General features: G+C 71.1%; 14 protein-coding genes and 1 riboswitch. Of the genes, 9 read left to right on the forward strand and 5 right to left on the reverse strand.

The features are described 5' to 3' along the window. Both IT355_00935 and ccoS read left to right on the forward strand, forming a co-directional pair. Positions 1-1426: cation-translocating P-type ATPase (locus tag IT355_00935; protein ID MCC7051797.1), on the forward strand; the 1426-nt coding region annotated here is incomplete at its 5' end. Beyond that, a complete protein-coding gene (gene ccoS / locus IT355_00940; GenBank protein ID MCC7051798.1) occupies positions 1423-1563 on the forward strand; it encodes a cbb3-type cytochrome oxidase assembly protein CcoS in 141 nt (46 codons plus the stop codon). The genes IT355_00935 and ccoS, both read left to right, overlap by 4 nt. 357 nt (positions 1564-1920) lie before the next feature. Here ccoS and IT355_00945 read toward each other — a convergent pair whose 3' ends face one another. Continuing rightward, the gene (locus IT355_00945; GenBank protein ID MCC7051799.1) at positions 1921-4665 is read right to left on the reverse strand and encodes a TonB-dependent receptor; all 2745 of its coding nucleotides are present in this window, start codon (positions 4663-4665) and stop codon (positions 1921-1923) included. 408 nt (positions 4666-5073) lie between these two features. Between IT355_00945 and IT355_00950 the strand changes: the two genes are divergently transcribed. The 4 genes from IT355_00950 to IT355_00965 all read left to right on the forward strand — a co-directional run bounded on the left by IT355_00950 (position 5074) and on the right by IT355_00965 (position 8858). Then, positions 5074-6180: a HEAT repeat domain-containing protein gene (locus tag IT355_00950; GenBank protein MCC7051800.1), complete on the forward strand. Its 1107-nt coding sequence runs from the start codon at positions 5074-5076 to the stop codon at positions 6178-6180. Positions 6181-6234: 54 nt separating this feature from the next. Further along, the gene (locus IT355_00955) at positions 6235-7020 is read left to right on the forward strand and encodes a ubiquinone/menaquinone biosynthesis methyltransferase (GenBank protein ID MCC7051801.1); all 786 of its coding nucleotides are present in this window, start codon (positions 6235-6237) and stop codon (positions 7018-7020) included. Continuing rightward, positions 7017-7697 (forward strand): hypothetical protein, encoded by a 681-nt coding sequence (locus IT355_00960; GenBank protein MCC7051802.1) that lies wholly within the window; start codon positions 7017-7019, stop codon positions 7695-7697. The genes IT355_00955 and IT355_00960 overlap by 4 nt, the downstream gene beginning before the upstream one ends. 78 nt (positions 7698-7775) lie before the next feature. Next, on the forward strand, positions 7776-8858 hold the full coding sequence (locus IT355_00965) for a hypothetical protein (GenBank protein ID MCC7051803.1): 1083 nt from the start codon (positions 7776-7778) through the stop codon (positions 8856-8858). Here the strand turns inward: IT355_00965 and IT355_00970 are convergent. After that, positions 8855-10093, reverse strand: coding sequence for a hypothetical protein (locus IT355_00970; GenBank protein MCC7051804.1), 1239 nt, complete (start codon positions 10091-10093; stop codon positions 8855-8857). The genes IT355_00965 and IT355_00970 overlap by 4 nt on opposite strands. A 113-nt stretch (positions 10094-10206) precedes the next feature. Here IT355_00970 and IT355_00975 point away from each other — a divergent pair, with 113 nt between their 5' ends. The 3 genes from IT355_00975 (at position 10207) to IT355_00985 (ending at position 12405) form a co-directional block, all read left to right on the forward strand. Continuing rightward, the gene (locus IT355_00975) at positions 10207-10683 is read left to right on the forward strand and encodes a GNAT family N-acetyltransferase (protein ID MCC7051805.1); all 477 of its coding nucleotides are present in this window, start codon (positions 10207-10209) and stop codon (positions 10681-10683) included. Further along, positions 10680-11249, forward strand: coding sequence for a GNAT family N-acetyltransferase (locus IT355_00980; protein ID MCC7051806.1), 570 nt, complete (start codon positions 10680-10682; stop codon positions 11247-11249). The genes IT355_00975 and IT355_00980 overlap by 4 nt, the downstream gene beginning before the upstream one ends. Positions 11250-11305: 56 nt before the next feature. After that, positions 11306-11382, forward strand: a riboswitch (SAM riboswitch). A gap of 27 nt (positions 11383-11409) precedes the next feature. Next, positions 11410-12405, forward strand: a complete 996-nt coding sequence (locus IT355_00985) for an alpha/beta fold hydrolase (protein ID MCC7051807.1) — start codon at positions 11410-11412, stop codon at positions 12403-12405. Positions 12406-12409: 4 nt separating this feature from the next. Here IT355_00985 and IT355_00990 read toward each other — a convergent pair whose 3' ends face one another. From IT355_00990 to IT355_01000, 3 genes are read right to left on the reverse strand one after another with little or no spacing between them, the layout of a single operon-like run. After that, positions 12410-14053, reverse strand: a complete 1644-nt coding sequence (locus IT355_00990) for a glycosyltransferase family 39 protein (GenBank protein MCC7051808.1) — start codon at positions 14051-14053, stop codon at positions 12410-12412. A gap of 7 nt (positions 14054-14060) precedes the next feature. Further along, on the reverse strand, positions 14061-14384 hold the full coding sequence (locus tag IT355_00995) for a lipid-A-disaccharide synthase N-terminal domain-containing protein (protein MCC7051809.1): 324 nt from the start codon (positions 14382-14384) through the stop codon (positions 14061-14063). Further along, complete coding sequence (locus IT355_01000) at positions 14381-15202, reverse strand: glycosyltransferase family 2 protein (protein ID MCC7051810.1); 822 nt, start codon at positions 15200-15202, stop codon at positions 14381-14383. Before IT355_01000 ends, IT355_00995 begins: the two co-directional genes overlap by 4 nt. Positions 15203-15357 lie beyond the last annotated feature (155 nt).

The raw sequence follows: 15357 nt of genomic DNA on the forward strand, positions 1-15357 counted from the left end.
CGCCGGCGAGACGATCCCGGTGGACGGTGAGGTGATCGAGGGCTCGAGCCGCCTGAACCGCGCCATCCTCACCGGCGAGTCCGAGGAGGTGGAGGTCGACGTGGGCGACACGGTGTATGCCGGCACCCTGAACCGGTCCGCAGAGCTCCGCATCAGCGTGCGGGCCACCGGGGATGACAGCCGCCTGGCGCGCATCCTCGCGCAGGTGGACGAGAGCGCACAGCGGCGGGCGCCGGTTGTCCTGCTCGCCGACCGTCTGGCCTCGAAGCTGGTGCTGGTGGTGCTGTCGCTTGCCGCCGCGACGTTCTTCCTCTGGATCCGCCGCGGTGACAGTGCAGCGGCGTGGGACAACACGATCGCGCTGCTGATCTCGACCTGCCCGTGTGCCCTGGCGCTGGCCACGCCGCTGGCGATGACGGCAGCGGTCGGACGCGCTGCCCGCACGGGCATCTACGTGAAGGGCGGCGACACGCTCGAGTCGCTGAGCCGGCCGGGGTGGCTCGTGCTCGACAAGACGGGCACGCTCACCGTCGGTGAGACGACGCTGGTGTCGTGGTCGGGGGACGAGGGCCTGCGTCCGATGATCCTGGCGCTCGAGGCGACGTCGACGCATCCGATCGCGGCCGGGTTCCGCCGTGCGTGGTCCGGCCTCACGCCCGCCGCGTCGGCCGAGGTGCAACACACGATCGGTGGCGGCATCGTGGGCACGGTGGGCGGGCACCACGTGGTGCTCGGCTCACCCAGGTTCCTGGCAACGGAGCTGCCACACGCGCCGGCGTCGGTGTCGGTCGCGTCGGACGGCTACACGCCGGTGCTGGTCGCGGTCGATGGCCGCATCGTGGGACGGGCTTCGTTCGGCGACGCGATCCGTCCCGATGCGGCTGCCGCCCTCGCGACACTGCGCGCACGCGGCTGGAGGACCCTGCTGCTCTCCGGCGATTCGCAGTCCGTGTCGGCACGGGTCGGTGCCGAGCTCGGATTCGCGCCCGACGAGATCGTGGCCGAGGCGACGCCGGAGGAGAAGGCGGCGCGCGTCACCGCGCTGGTGCAGGCGGTCGGTGGTGGCCGGACCCCGCCCTGCGTGGCAATGGTCGGCGACGGCGTGAACGATGCCGCGGCGATCGCGGCGGCGACGGTCGGAATCGGGGTGCACGGCGGTGCCGAGGCGTCGCTGGCGACCGCCGACGTCGCGATGACGCGGGACGGGCTGACCGCCCTGGTGGCGCTCGACACCGGCGCGCGCCGGTCGATGACGATGATCCGCCGCAACATCGCGTGGGCGCTGGCGTACAATGTGGTGGGTGTGGGGCTGGCGATGACCGGCCACATCACCCCGCTCGTGGCGGCGATCATGATGCCGACCAGTTCCCTCACGGTCGTGCTGGCAAGCTGGCTGGGACGCACATTCACCAAGGACGGACGATGAGCATCCTGTATCTCGTGGTGCCGCTGGCGCTGGTCATCGTCGCCGTGTCGGTTGGCGGGTACCTCTGGGCCGTGAAGGATGGCCAGATGGACGACCTCGAGACGCCCGGCATCCGCGTGATTCGCGACGATCAGTAGGCGTCCATCGCAGCGTTCCAGGCCAGAGGTCCCTCACGCTGGCGGCCGGCGGCGGGCTGAAAACTCCCGCGGATTCGCGGGGCTGGTGTTTGTGGAAGTCCGCGGGTTCCCACGGAGCCACGGAGGGCACGGAGGGCCCGGAGAAGAGCTGGTGGGGAACTGCTCGCGCGAGGCAGCGTCCGCGATCGCGAACGCAGTTCCCCCCAGCCTTTGCAGTTCTCCGTGCCCTCCGTGGACTCCGTGGCTCCGTGGGAACCCGCGATGCGGAAGCTGCCACCAGAACACGGTACACGCACACCGCACGCGCGCACCGCACGCGCACATCGCCCGCGCACGGTGCACCGCTCCCCCCGACCCTCACCGGTTGAGCAGCATCTCCGCCCGCACGTACACGAACCGCCCGTTGTAGCCGAACGGCGACGAGCCGGGGTAGATGAAGGTGCCGTTGTTCGTGTTCGCCTCGATCTGCACCTCGTCGGGATAGGTGTTGAAGAGGTTGCGTGCGCCGAGGTTCACGTTGATGCCCTCGAACCGGTACCCCACCTCGGTGTCGAAGATGGTCTTGGCCTTGAACGACTCCAGGCCATCGAGGCTGCCCTCGATGAAGCTGCCGTAGTCCGAGGCGCGGCCGAGTGCGTGGAAGCGCCCGCTGGCATATTTCACGGCCAGTGACGAGCGCCGGTTGGGCCGGTTCCGCTTGATCGCGTTGATCGTGACGGCGTCCAGCGCACTGGTGTAGCTGGTGCCGGTGCCGGCGAGGATGGCGGGCAGCGGTGCGATGCGCGTGATGTCGGTGGTCGTGTAGTTCAGCGCCCCAGTGACGTCGAAGGTCCCGCGGAGCGCCACCAGCCGGTAGTTGGCCGTGATGTCCACGCCGTCGGTCTTCGTGTCGAGCGCGTTGGTGGGGAACTGCACGCCGGCGATCGTCGTCAGCCCCGAGTCGGCCAGGATCTTCGCCACCGCCGCATCCGAGGTCCCGTCGAAGGTCGCCCCGAGGAGGATGCGGTCCGCGATGGTGATGTGGTAGTAGTCGACGGCGAGGTTGAAGTCGTTCGTGGGCGACCACGCCGCGCCGGTGCTCAGGTTGACCGAGGTCTCCTCCTTCAGCGCCGACGCCCCGAAGATGCGCGACGCCCGGTTCGTCACCGGGAAGTTGCCGATCTCCACCAGCACGCCACCCTGGATGGCCGTGGTGGTGTGGCTGTACCAGCTCTGCTGCAGCCCCGGGGCGCGGAACCCGGTGCTCGCCGCACCGCGGAGCACCAGCTTCTTCGACGGCTGGTACCGGAGCGCGGCCTTCCCCGTCATCCGGCTGCCGAAGTCGCTGTAGTTTTCGAAGCGGCCGGCGACGTTCGCCAGCAGGTTCGTGGACAGGTTCGACTCGAGGTCCGCGTAGACGCCGAAGTTCGTGCGGGTGTTGGAGCTCGCGTCACTCGGCGCGAAGCCCTGGAACACCGACGAGCCCCCCTGCGCGATCCCGGAGCTGTCGGCCGTCTTGTGGTAGCCGTTGATCCACGAGGCGCGCTCACCGGCGATCACGTCGTACGCCTCGCGACGGAACGCGGCGCCGAGCGCCACGTTCACCGGGGCGGGCATGCCCATCGCGAACTGCCGCGAGGTGTTGAACGTGGCGTTGAACTCCCCGCGACGCACCGCACCGGCGAAGAACGACGTCTGGTTCGCGATGCCCGGATCGTCCCGCGTGCCGAGCACACCATCCGGTCCCGGTGCCGTGGGCACGGTCAGGCTGGGGCCGAGTGACGAGTTGAGCGTGTTCCGCAGGTTGAAGTCGAAGCCGTTGTAGCCGTAGTTCACGCCCACGTCGGTCGCCCAGCCACCGAGCGCCGTCCGGATGCCGGTGGCGGCAGAATAGTCGATCACGGAAGGCCGGAACTCCGGCAGGAAGCCCAGCGGGTAGATCTGCGCCCAGTTGCGCGAGTTCTGCGGCTTGCGGAAGAAGCCGTTCCCGGTGCCGTCGCGGTCGGAGTAGCCGCCGAACGCGTAGAATTCGGTGGTGCCGTCGGCATTCAGCGGCAGCCGCAGGTTCGCGAAGCTGTGCAGGTCGCGCTCGAGGCCGTCGCCCCAGTGCACGTTCGGCTGCGGCACCCCGCTGCGCTTGATCACCACGCGGCAGTCGGCCACCGAGTCGGCGATTCCGTTGATGTCACTGAAGCTCCCGTCCGGGCAGGCACGGTTGGTGGCGTTGCGGTTCATGTACTGCGCGAACAACCCGAGCGACCCGCGCCCGATGCGGAAACCCACGCCGCCGGCGACATCGGTGGTGGTGCCGTCATTCTGGTAGCCGCGCCCGGGACGGTACTGGCCCACGCTGGTGTTCACGAACGGCGCGAACTGCCCCTCCTTGAGCACCAGGTTCACGACACCAGCGATGGCATCCGAGCCGTACTGCGTGGACGCGCCATCACGCAGGACCTCGATCCGGTCCACGGCACTCGACGGGAACGCGTTCAGGTCGACACCGCTGGACCCCGGCGCCGACCCGTTCGAGAAGACGTTGAGGATCGCGGTGGTGTGCCGACGCTGGCCATTGATGAGCACCAGCGAATGGTCGGGTGACAGGCCGCGCAGCGTGAACGGCCGCACGATCTCCGTGGCATCGGTGACCGCCTGCTTCGGGAAGTTCACCGAGGGGGAGAGGTTCGCGAGGATCTGCGTCGTCTCCGTGGACCCCGAGCGCTTCAGCTCCTCCACCGTGAACACGTCCACCGGCACCGCCAGCTCCTCGGCCGCAGTGTGCTTCGCGCGTGAGCCGACCACGGTGCGCACCGGCGCGAGCTGCTGCGCGGATTGCTTCAGCACCACGTCCGCCACCGTCACCTGCGACGCGGTGACCGTGACCTGCAACGTCTCAGGCGCGAACCCGAGGGCGCGCACCCGCAGCGTCCGGCGTCCGGCGGCGATGCCACTGAGGGAGTACAGGCCGCGCACCGACGACGTCGTGCGCGCACCACTCTGGTCCACCGTGACCTGCGCACCGACGACCAGTCCGCCCTGCACGTCCCTGATCCTGCCCTGGATGGACCCGCTCTGCGCCTGCAGCGGCATCGCCGCGCCGAAGATGATGGCCAGCACCATCACCACGCGCGCACCAGGACCCGTCCCGTCCGTACCAACCCGCTTTCGCATGACTCCCCCGTGTGGAAGCGAGTGTCGCATGGCGGCTGACGGCGCCGACGATTCCAACATGTGCGTCACAGGAATGCAGTGGAAGCGTCACGGCGATGACCGGGAGAAGATTGGAATCATCTCGTCTCATCTCGGCACGCATCCACACTTGCGCTCGTTTGACTTCGATTTCCGCGGCGTGGTACGTTCGGATTCTGGAGGCGGACAGTGGCACGGGCGCCTGCGTGCACGTCAGCCCTCTGGCTGCGCGGACGAGGTCGATGCCCACACCCGGATCGCGAGACGGCAACCGCAGCCCTCCTGCCGATCCCGGCCGTGACGGTTGGTCAAGCGCGCGCGCGACGCATCCGAAACTCGCGCCATATGCGTCCCCTCGCGCCACTTCTCTGCCTCAGCCTGCTGCTGGCACGGCCCGTCACCGCGGCCGCGCAGGATCGCGCCCCGCTCGTCGGTGGTCGACCCGAGGCCGACTGGCGCGAGGACCTGCGCAACCCGCAACCGATCGTCCGGCAGGCGGCACTCGAGGCACTCGCGCAGTTCGCCGACGTCACCGAATCGACGATCCTCCACCTGACGCCGCTGATCGGCGATCCCGACGTTGCCGTGCGGCGGACGGCGATCCGTGCGATCGGGCATGGCGGACGCGCCGCGCGCCGTGCCTCATCCGCGCTCTGGCGTGCCTGGCGCGATGACGATCCCCTCGTTGCCGCCGATGCCGGCATCGCGCTGGTACAGATCGGCGAGCCGAACATCCGCCTGTTCCGCGAGCGGCTCCCGACCGGTGAGCCACGCGATCGCGCACGCGCCGCTGCGGCGCTCGCCAACGCCGGCCCGGCCGCGAGGGGTGCGATCCATGCCCTGCGCGACCAGCTCGGCGATGACGATGCCCGCGTGCGTGGCGCGAGCCTCGCCGCCATCGCCGCGCTCGACGAGAAGCCCGGACGGACGACCGCCACGCTGGTGGCGCGCAGCCTGGCACGCGACCTGGGCGACTCACCACAGCTCGATGCGCCTGACGCGATCGTCCGTGCACGCACCGCGCTGACGATCCTCGCCCGCGCCGCGCGCGACGCAAAGCAGACCACCCCGACGCTGCAACTCATCCTCTGGGATGGCCCTGCACCGCTCCGCGCGCATGCCGCGCAGGTGCTCGGGCGGATTCCGGGCGACGGCGACCGTGCGCTCGGCATGGCCATGGCGGCCGGCGATGCGAGCGTGCGTGAGGCGGCGCTCCGTGGCTTCGTGGCCGAGCGGTCGCGGCGGCGTGCACTGCCTGCCGTGCTCGACTCGCTGCGCCGCATCGATCCGGCACTCGACACGGCGCGCACCAGGGCCATGGTGGAGGCGATCGGGTACGTGGCCCAGCGGCACCGGGACGTGGATCGTGCCCTCGCCCGCGTGCTCGACAAGGCGCCGGCGCTCGCTCCGCAGGTGACCCTCGCCCGCCGCCGGCTGACGATCGGGTTCTGAGCGGCGGCGGTGCGAAGCGTTGCCGCCGCGGTGGCAGCCGCGTAGCATCGCCGCATGGACCGACCGCACACCGACGACGCGCTGGCCCGTTTCCGCGCCCAGGACCTGGACGCAGCGATGGCCGATGCCGCGCGCAAGCAGGGCGTGGTGACACCGATGTTCGACGTCATCGCCCCACGCTACGATGCCTTCACGCGGCTCTTCTCCTTCGGCATGGATGCGGGGTGGAAACGCGACCTCGTCGATGCCGTCACGCAGCGCGCGGCCGGCGCGACGCGCGCCGTCGACGCCGCCTGCGGCACCGGTGACATCGGCTTCTCGCTGGCCGAAAGGCTGCCCGCCCTGCACGTGACCGGCGTCGACCCCTCGGCGGAGATGCTCGCGATCGCGCGCACGCGCGTCCCGGCGGAACGGCGCACACGTGTCACGTTCGAGTCCGGCGAGCTGGCGCACCTGCCGGTCGCTGGCGCCACGCTGGACATCGTGACGGCCGGCTACGGCTTCCGGAACGTTCCCGATCTCGAGGCCGCGGTGCGCGAGTGTGCCCGCGCCCTGCGTCCCGGCGGCGTGCTCGGGTCGCTGGACTTCTTCGTCCCGCGCAACGCCATCTGGCGTGTGCTGTTCCTCGGGTACCTCCGACTCGCGGGCGACGTCGTGGGATGGTGGTGGCACCGCACGCCGGCGATCTACGGGTACATCGCGCGCTCGATCGCCTCGTTCGTGACGGCGGAGGAGTTCGCGGCGATGCTGCGCGCGCACGGCTTCACGGTGGTCGAGCAGCGACGCATGCTCTTCGGCGGCATTGCGTTGCACCTCGCCGTGCGGGACGGTGCCGCATGACGACACTGGTGCTCGGCGCGCAGCGGCCGCTGGGCCTGGCCCTCGTGCGCGCCGTGCTCGACATGGGTGCACCCGTCGTCGCTGCGGTGCAGGCACCGGCGCGCCTCCCCCCTGCCCTGCATGACCTGCGGGACGAGTTCCCCGGGCTGCTCACCCCCGTGGCGTGGCAGCCGGGTAGCTGGGCGCATGCCGCTGCGGTGCGTCGCGCGATCATCGCCGAGCTGCCGATCCCGCCGGCGCAGTCCGACGAGCCGGATGACGCGGTGTCCGACCTCGTCGCAGTCACGTCCGCCGCGCTGCAACAGGAGCTCGCCCAGCTCCTTCCGGCAACGCTGGCCGCGCTGCAACTCGTCGCTGCGCTCCAGCCGGCCCGCGCGCTGATCCAGGCGAGCTGGCTGGGCAGCATCGGCGAGAAGATCCGTGGCGGCGGCTACGCCGTGGCCACCGCGTATGCGGCACACCTGATGCTCGTCCGCACCGCCGCGATGGACCTGCAGCGCGCGGGCATCTGCACCGTCGTCGGGAACGCCGGGCGCTACCGGCTGGACCTGGCTGGCCCCGGCTTCCACGCCGACATCGACGACGTCGCACGCGGCCTCCTCGCCGCCCTCGACGCCGCCGACGGCAGCGGCGAACCGGCCTTCGTCGACTGGCGCGGCACGCCACGCTCCTGGTAAGCGCGCCGGTCAACCCGGCCCGCCGGGCTGCCGATCCTCAGGGAGGATGTCCTGCCCTCCCCTCGCACTGCACGTCCGATGACGATCCCGCCGGTCCATGCGGCGGGCGGCGGCATGCCGCCGGTCCGGTTGCCGCTGCTCACGGCTCCGGTGCTGACGGGCATTCCGCCGACGGTGGGCGATCCGGCACTGCTGCCGCACCGGGAGCCTCGCTCCCTGCCGCCGGACGGCAGCGGCGGCCCGCAGCGCGCCGATCCACCCATCTCGCTGGCCGGCCGGCTGGACGAGGGCGGCCAGCTCCCCGACACGACGTCGCTCGCCGTCGCCCTCGAATCCGCGACCCGCGCCCTGCAGACCGGGCGCGCCGACCTCGTGCTCGCGGCGCTCGATGCGATCTGGTCGCCGCAGCTCGGGACCGACTCACCGTGGTACCTGCGCGCCGCCGCGCTGCAGCTCCTCGGCCGCACCTCGGATGCCGAGCAGGTGCTGCGCGATGCCGTCGCGCGCCTGCCCCGTTCCGCCGCCGTGCTGTACCTGCTCGGCCTCCACACCGCGGACCGCGGCGAGTTCGAGGCAGCCCGCATCGCGAGTGAGCATGCGCTGGCGCTGCATCCCGCCGAGCCCCTGCTGCTGCTGCAGCGCGCGGCGCTGGCGGAGCGGAGCGGCGACATGGCGCTCGCCTCGTCACTGCTGCAGCAGGTGGCCGCACACGATCCGGGCTGTCCGGCCGCGCAGTGGCTGCACACGCTCACCGGGATCGGTGGAGGTGCATCTCTTCCGGGGACAGGCGCTGCGCCGGGCATGCGCCGCACGCCGGTGCTGCCTGCGACGGTGGCACCCGACGGAGCCGACATGCTGCCGCCTGCGTTCACGGCGCTCGAGGGTGCACTGCGTCTCGGGCTCTCGTTGCTGGCCTCGCCGCTGCAGAGTGCACGCTCCGCCACCCGCGTCTCCGGAAGCCTGGAGGCCGTCACGGCACGCGCCGGGCAGTACGCTGCGCCGGTGTCGCCACCGCTGGCACCGATCGCGCTCCCGTCGTGGCACGGCATGGCCATCGCCTGCTCGCTGCTGGTGATGGCAGGCGTGCCGCCGCTGCGGCTTCCGGCGGTGATCGTGTGCGGTGTTTCCGTGCTGCTGTCTGTCGCGCGCCGGACGCGCTAACGTGACGGTGCGATGCGCCGCGCCATGACCTTCACGTGGGCGCGCTGCAGGTGGTACAACATCGCACCGTAGGCCGCGGCGCCGAGTGCCAGCACCACGCGCAGGAGGCTCGCGCCTTCGAAGCCGAAGAAGCTGCGCGCGACCTCCACCAGCACCAGCGCCACGCACGCCTGCGCGAGCACCCGTGCGAGGATGTCGCGCAGCGCCGATTCCGACCGCCCATTGAACTCGGCGACCACGTAGCCCAGGACGGTGGCCGCGATGCCCATCTCGAGCAGCGGCAATGCCAGCGCGAGGCCGGCCTCACTCACCGGCATGCCCAGGTGGACGAGCGGGTTGCTGCGGAAGCTGTGGCCCGGCCAGATGCCGGCACCCACGAAGTAGAGCGCCATGAACGGTGCCGCCGACAGCAGCGCGGGGGTCTCGTAGCGCCGCTCCTGGAACGGCGGTGCCGACCAGCGCCCGCGCCACGACGCGAAGGCTGTGATGAGGGCCATGCCGCCAAGGGTGATGCGCCAGTCCACCAGCAGCGACGGGAGCATCCCGATCGCGCTCCAGAGCAGGGCCACGGCGGGCACCATCCATGGGGCGCGATCCGGGGTGTAGCCGCGGATCGCGCGGGCCACGGATCCCAGGATCGAGGCGCCCATCAACCCGATGCTCACCGTGAGGGCGAGCCGCGCCGGATCGCCCTGCGCGGCAGCCCCACTGGCCCACAGCAACGGCAGCAGCAGGTACGTGAGCCCCATCAGCGGCAGCTGTAGGAGCATGGCGTGTACGGCGTTGCTGGTCCCGTATTCATCCTCGTGGGCGCGCGCGCAGAGCCAGGCCCCCAGTCCGGCGCCGGCCATCGCCGCCAGCAGGTGCCACGGCGACGCCTCGCACGACGGCTCGAAGAGCTGGGCCGTCTCGAGCGCCAGCGCCAGCAGGCCACCCGACGCCACGATCGAGAGGACATGTTGTCCGGCCCGCCCGGTCCTCGCACGCCGCGAGAGGAAACCATAGGGCACGAACATCGCCAGCGTGGCGAGCGTGCCGAGCGGCGTGAAGGCATACGCCGGCGCCAGGCGCTCGGGCACGACGAACCCGAAGGGCAGGAGCAGGAGCGAGGCGATCAGCACTACCAGGTAGCTCAGCAGCGCGCGAGAGAGGCGGGCACCGCTGTCCAGGGAAACACGACGCACGGCCACCCGGCCGTCAGCGGCGTGCAGTTCATGGACCTGGGTGGCGGACATCGCACGGATCCTGCGAAAGGGCGGGTTTCCGGGGCGGCGCCGGAGGCGCGCCGTCCGGCAACTTCTGTTTTCCTGCCGGCTCCACATCTTTCGGCATGTCCAACCCGACAGTGGTGCTCCGCACCGCCACCGAGACCGACGTTCCCGCGATCCTGGAGCTGATCCAGGGGCTGGCGGAGTACGAACGCATGCGCGACGACTGCGTGGCCACCGAGGCACGCCTGCGTGACACGCTGTTCGGTGCCGCGCCGAAGGCCGAGGTCGTGCTGGCCGTGTCGCAGGGAGAGGTCGCCGGATTCGCCCTCTTCTGCGGGAACTACTCCACCTTCCTCGCGCAGCCGGGACTCTGGCTCGAGGACCTGTTCGTGCGTCCCGGGTTCCGTGGCCAGGGCATCGGCCGCGCGCTCCTCGCCCACCTCGCGAAGCTGGCCGTGGAGCGGGGCTGCGGACGCGTGGAGTGGTCGGTGCTCGACTGGAACGAGCCATCGATCGGCTTCTACCAGTCGCTCGGGGCGCAGGGCCTCACCGAATGGACGACGTTCCGGCTGACCGGCAACGCCATCAGCGATCTCGCCGCGAGCGCCCCATGACCCCGCCCGTCAGGCCCGTGAAGGAGCGGATCCCGCTGCCGCCCGCCGTGCCGGCCACCGAGGCCGACGTGCAGGCCATCGTCGCCCTCAACAACCAGTTCTCGGCCGACGGCCTCACCCTGCCCCGCACCGAGGATTTCGTCGCCCAGCACCTCAGCGACTACCGCGTCGTGCGCAGCCCCGATGGGGGGCTCTGGGGGCAGGTGGCGCTGGACGAGTATTCCCCGTCGCTCTGCGAGCTGGTCTCGCTGGCGGTCGCGCCAGCGGCGCAGGGCAAGGGCCTCGGCCGGCACCTCATCACCGCGGCGGTGGACCTCGCCAACCGACGCGGCTTTCCCCAGCTCTTCGCCGTCTCGCTCGCCGACACGCTCTTCCTGGGCGCCGGCTTCATGCAATCGTCGATCGACGAGTTCCCGGAGAAGATCTGGCGCTACCGGGCGATCTCGCGCTCGGAGCTCTCGATCGGGAAGAAGTTCCTGTTCGTGCGTGACCTGCCGCCCCGTCCGCCGAAGAAGCCCGGCAAGACCCGCTCGCGCCGCCCCAGCGTGCGCGGCACGCGGAAGTGAGCCACTCCGATCCCCCGACTTGACACCCCGGCCGGGGCTCCGTAGCCTCTCAGCACAACCGTACACGTGGTGATTTGCCGCCTTATTGCAGCCACGTTAAACAACTCGCTAAAATGGACGCGCCTGGCGGCTCCCACGTTCGCACAGGCGCGCTGTGTTCATGCCATCCTTGCCGCACGCCCGCCACACGCCGGCCCTCCCGCAGCAGTCCATCGGCGCCTTCACCTTCGAGGACGGCACGACGGTCGCGGATGCCGCGATGCGCTACGCCCTCGTGCCGCCGGACGGTCCCAGCGACGGGATCGTCGTGATCTGCCCCTCGCTCACCGGCACGCCGGCGATCCTGCAGGAATGGTGGGGCGAGGTCGGTCCGGCGGTGGCGCGCGAGCGCTATGCCACCCTGTATCCACACGCGTTCACGCCGGGCACCCTCGCGGCCTTTCCGCGCGAGCGTCCGCCCACGATCCGCGACTTCGCACGCGGCATCGTCGCACTCGTCCGCGCCCTCGGCCTGCCGCAGGCGACCTTCGTGACGGGCGGCTCACTCGGCGGCATGATTGCACTCGAGACGGCGATCGAGAGTGGCGCGCCCACGCATGCGCTCGTGCTCGCCGCACCCGCCGTGCAGACTGCCTGGGGCGCCGGCTGGAACATGGTGCAGCTGAAGGCACTGGCCATCGGCGATGGCGCGGCGGGGTTCGAGCTGGCGCGAGCCGTGGGGATGATGACCTATCGCACCGAGCGCGAGTTCGAGGCGCGCTTCGGCGGCGATGCACCGTCGGCCGAAGGCCGCACCATGGCCACCTACCTCGAGCACCAGGGCCGCAAGCTCGTGGCACGATTCGACCCGGTCGAGTACGAGCAGCGCGTGCGCGCGATGGACACGCACGATGTGGGCAGGGGCCGCGGCGGCTGGCGCGACGTGCTGGCACCACTCGCCCACCGCATCGCTGCGGCGGGCGTGGCCGGCGATGCGCTGTACAGTGCGGAGATCGTCGAGGCGTGGGCGCGTGCGACGGGGGTGGCGTTCCACACGGTGACATCCATCCACGGGCACGACGCGTTCCTGCTGGAGCGCGCGCAGGTGCGCAGCATCATCGCGTCGGCGTTCGAGCGGGCCACGCTCGACGCCGCGGAATCGACCGCGCTCCGCTGACGCGTCACTCCCCGCCGGCGGGCTCCGCGACGGTTCCGCCGGCCGGCAGCCCACGCGAGAGCGACACCCACCCGTTCCGGAACGGGTGTCGTTCGACACTGCCCTCCGGCACCGGCGCATCGCGCCCGCGGTCGTAGCGTAGCAGCAGGCCGTCGCGATGTGCGGCCAGCCACGTCGCCGCGGCTGGCGGCGGCAGCACCTCGATGCGGACGTCACGCAGCCGCGCCGGGAAATGATACTCGCCGTGATAGCTGCCGAGCATCGCGACGGGACGCCCTGCTCGCAGTGCGGTGCGCACCGCGGCTGCCATCGGCGCCGTGTCGTACGGCACCGTCGCCTGCCGCGCGATCGCGAGCTGCAGCGCAGCGAGCAGCACCGTGGTGCTGACGGCCAGGGTGTGCACCGCCGCATTGCGCGTGATGCGCCCGCGGACCCAGAGCACCAGCATCACGGCGGCCGCCATCGGCACCAGCGCCCAACCCCAGGCCACCGTGGCGTGCGGCCACCAGAGCACCCGATCGCCAAGAGGCGTCACGCCGACGGCGATGACGGCTGCCCCGAGGAGCAGCAGCACCAGCGCCACCAGCCAGGGCCGGCCGAAGCTGGCCGCCTCACGCTGGCTCAGCCCGCGCGCAAGGAGCAGTGCCACCGCGGGCACGATCGGCACCAGGTAGTGCACCTGCTTCCCGCTGACGAGCGAGAAGAGCACCAGTGCGGCCCCCGCCCAGGCGACGCAGAAACGGACACCGGCATCCCGTGGTGCCTGGCGAAGTGCCGACAGCGCGCGCCACGACTCGGGCCAGAGAAACCAGGGGAACAGGAGCGCGGGGAGGAGCGGCAGGTACCACCAGATGCCGCGCCGGTGCGCGAAGCTGTTGGCGATCCGCCCGGTCGTCTGCCCGAGGAAGATCGCGCGCTGGTACTCCGCCCCTCCGGCAACGCCGGCCGGGATGGCCCAGAGCAGCGCACCGCACACCCCGAGCAGCAGGCCGCCGAGCAGCGAGACGTACCAGGTGGCCCAGCGCCGGTCCGCGCGCGGGGTGGCCCACCACGGTGCCGCGAGGGCCACCGGCAGCACGTGGAGCAGGATCACCGGGCCCTTCGAGAGCACGCCGAGTGTGATGCCGGCGGCGAGGTAGAACACGCCGCGGCGATTCCCATGTTCGACGGCGTGCACGATGCCCAGCAGCGCCAGCAGCGCACAACACGCAAGCAGCGTGTCGAACATGAAGAGCGTGCCGAAGGCGGCCCAGAGCAGCGCCCCGACCGTGATCACCGGCGCCCAGCCGCGGGTGCGCGCGTCGTGCGGCCAGAGTGCGCGGGCGAGTGCCGTGAGCAGCGCGAGCGCCACCACGCCGGCCAGCGGGCCCACCAGGCGGGCCCAGGCTTCGCTCACCCCGAACACCTTCCACCCTGCGGCCACCAGCCAGAAGAGCAGCGGCGGCTTGTGGCTGTACGTCGCCCCGTTCAGGTGCGGCACCAGCCAGTCGTTGCGCTGCAGCATCTCGAGCGCCACGGCGGCGTACCGGGTCTCGTCGATGGCGAGCAGCGGTCGCGTGAAGAGGCCCGTCACGGTCACGACGGCGACCAGCACAGCCGCCACGGTCACGCCGCCACCGCGTGGCGCCGTGGATTCGTACACGCTCATCGCGTGCTCAACGGTCGGCGCTGTCGGACGTCGGGGTCGGCACGGCGGAGGCGTCGGCGGAAGCGTCGGACCGCGGGCGCAGGATCAGCATCAGGTTCCGCGCGTACACCAGCAGGCCGGTGGCCTGTCCCACCATGAACACGGTGTCGCGCTTGTGCACGGCGTACGCGAGCAGGATGATGCCGCCGGCGAGGCTGAAGTACCAGAAGGCCACCGGGGTGACGCTCTTCCGACGCTTCTCGCTGACCAGCCACTGGACGATGAACCGGGCCGAGAACAGCGACTGCCCGAGGAAGCCGACGGCGAGCCAGATGCTCGAGCTCTCCATCATGACACCCGCTCACGGAGTGGCCCATGCTCGAGGCGCTGCACGACGCGCGCCCGCCGCGCCAGCCACATCACACCCGCCATGTCGACCACCCCCGTCCAGAGTCGGTTCATCACGCCGTAGTGAGACGCCCCGCGCGTGCGCGGTCGATGGTTCACCGGCACCGAGAGGACTTCGCCACCTTCCCGGCGCACGAGGGCGGGCATGAAGCGGTGCATGTGGTCGAAGTACGGCAGGGCAAGGAAAGTGGCGCGGGCGTACACCTTGAGCCCGCAGCCGGTGTCGGGGGTGCCGTCGCGCAGCAGCCGCGAACGGACGGCGTTCGCAACCTTTGACTGCCAGCGCGTGAAGGCCGTGTCGCGTCGCGCCGTGCGCCAGCCGGCCACGAGCAGCCGGTCATCGCCACGCTGCGCCGCCAGCGAGCAGGCCTGCGTGAGCAGTGCCGGGATGTCGGCCGGATCGTTCTGGCCGTCGCCATCGAGGGTCGCAATCCACCGCCCCCGTGCGGCCAGCACGCCGGTGCGGATCGCGGTGCTCTGGCCGGCGCTCCGTGCATGGCGCACCACCCGCAGCATGGGTGCGCCCTGCTGGGCGAGCTGGAGCGCCTGGGCGGTGCCATCGGAGCTGCCGTCGTCCACGTACACGATCTCGAATGGCACGACACCTGACAGCGAGGCGACGATCTCGGCCACGAGCGGGCCGATGTTCTCCCGCTCGTTGTGGACCGGCACGACCACCGACAGTTCAAACGGCTCGCACCCCGAAGGCTGCACCGGGAGTGGGCGCTGCGCGGGGGCGTACGATGTGTTGGGATTCGACATGGCTGAGGCGTCATGGCGGAGGAAAACTCCGCCCTGAGAATTCTAAGGGAGTCAGGCGCGGTGGGCGACCGGCCGATCGGGCAGGCGGAGGGTGGCGCCGCACCGTCCGGCGGGCCATCCTCATGCCACACCGTTCGTACACTTCAACGCGCAAC

This window comes from Gemmatimonadaceae bacterium (genome assembly GCA_020851035.1).
In the GTDB taxonomy this organism is placed as follows: Bacteria; Gemmatimonadota; Gemmatimonadetes; order Gemmatimonadales; family Gemmatimonadaceae; genus JACMLX01.

Coding starts and splice junctions, on each gene's coding strand:
- IT355_00985 (MCC7051807.1), top strand. CDS start 11,410: ATGCCATCCTTGCCGCACGCCCGCCACACGCCGGCCCTCCCGCAGCAG.
- IT355_00995 (MCC7051809.1), bottom strand. CDS start 14,384: ATGATGGAGAGCTCGAGCATCTGGCTCGCCGTCGGCTTCCTCGGGCAG.
- IT355_00950 (MCC7051800.1), top strand. CDS start 5,074: ATGCGTCCCCTCGCGCCACTTCTCTGCCTCAGCCTGCTGCTGGCACGG.
- IT355_00960 (MCC7051802.1), top strand. CDS start 7,017: ATGACGACACTGGTGCTCGGCGCGCAGCGGCCGCTGGGCCTGGCCCTC.
- IT355_00990 (MCC7051808.1), bottom strand. CDS start 14,053: ATGAGCGTGTACGAATCCACGGCGCCACGCGGTGGCGGCGTGACCGTG.
- IT355_00965 (MCC7051803.1), top strand. CDS start 7,776: ATGACGATCCCGCCGGTCCATGCGGCGGGCGGCGGCATGCCGCCGGTC.
- IT355_01000 (MCC7051810.1), bottom strand. CDS start 15,202: ATGTCGAATCCCAACACATCGTACGCCCCCGCGCAGCGCCCACTCCCG.
- IT355_00970 (MCC7051804.1), bottom strand. CDS start 10,093: ATGTCCGCCACCCAGGTCCATGAACTGCACGCCGCTGACGGCCGGGTG.
- ccoS (MCC7051798.1), top strand. CDS start 1,423: ATGAGCATCCTGTATCTCGTGGTGCCGCTGGCGCTGGTCATCGTCGCC.
- IT355_00955 (MCC7051801.1), top strand. CDS start 6,235: ATGGACCGACCGCACACCGACGACGCGCTGGCCCGTTTCCGCGCCCAG.
- IT355_00980 (MCC7051806.1), top strand. CDS start 10,680: ATGACCCCGCCCGTCAGGCCCGTGAAGGAGCGGATCCCGCTGCCGCCC.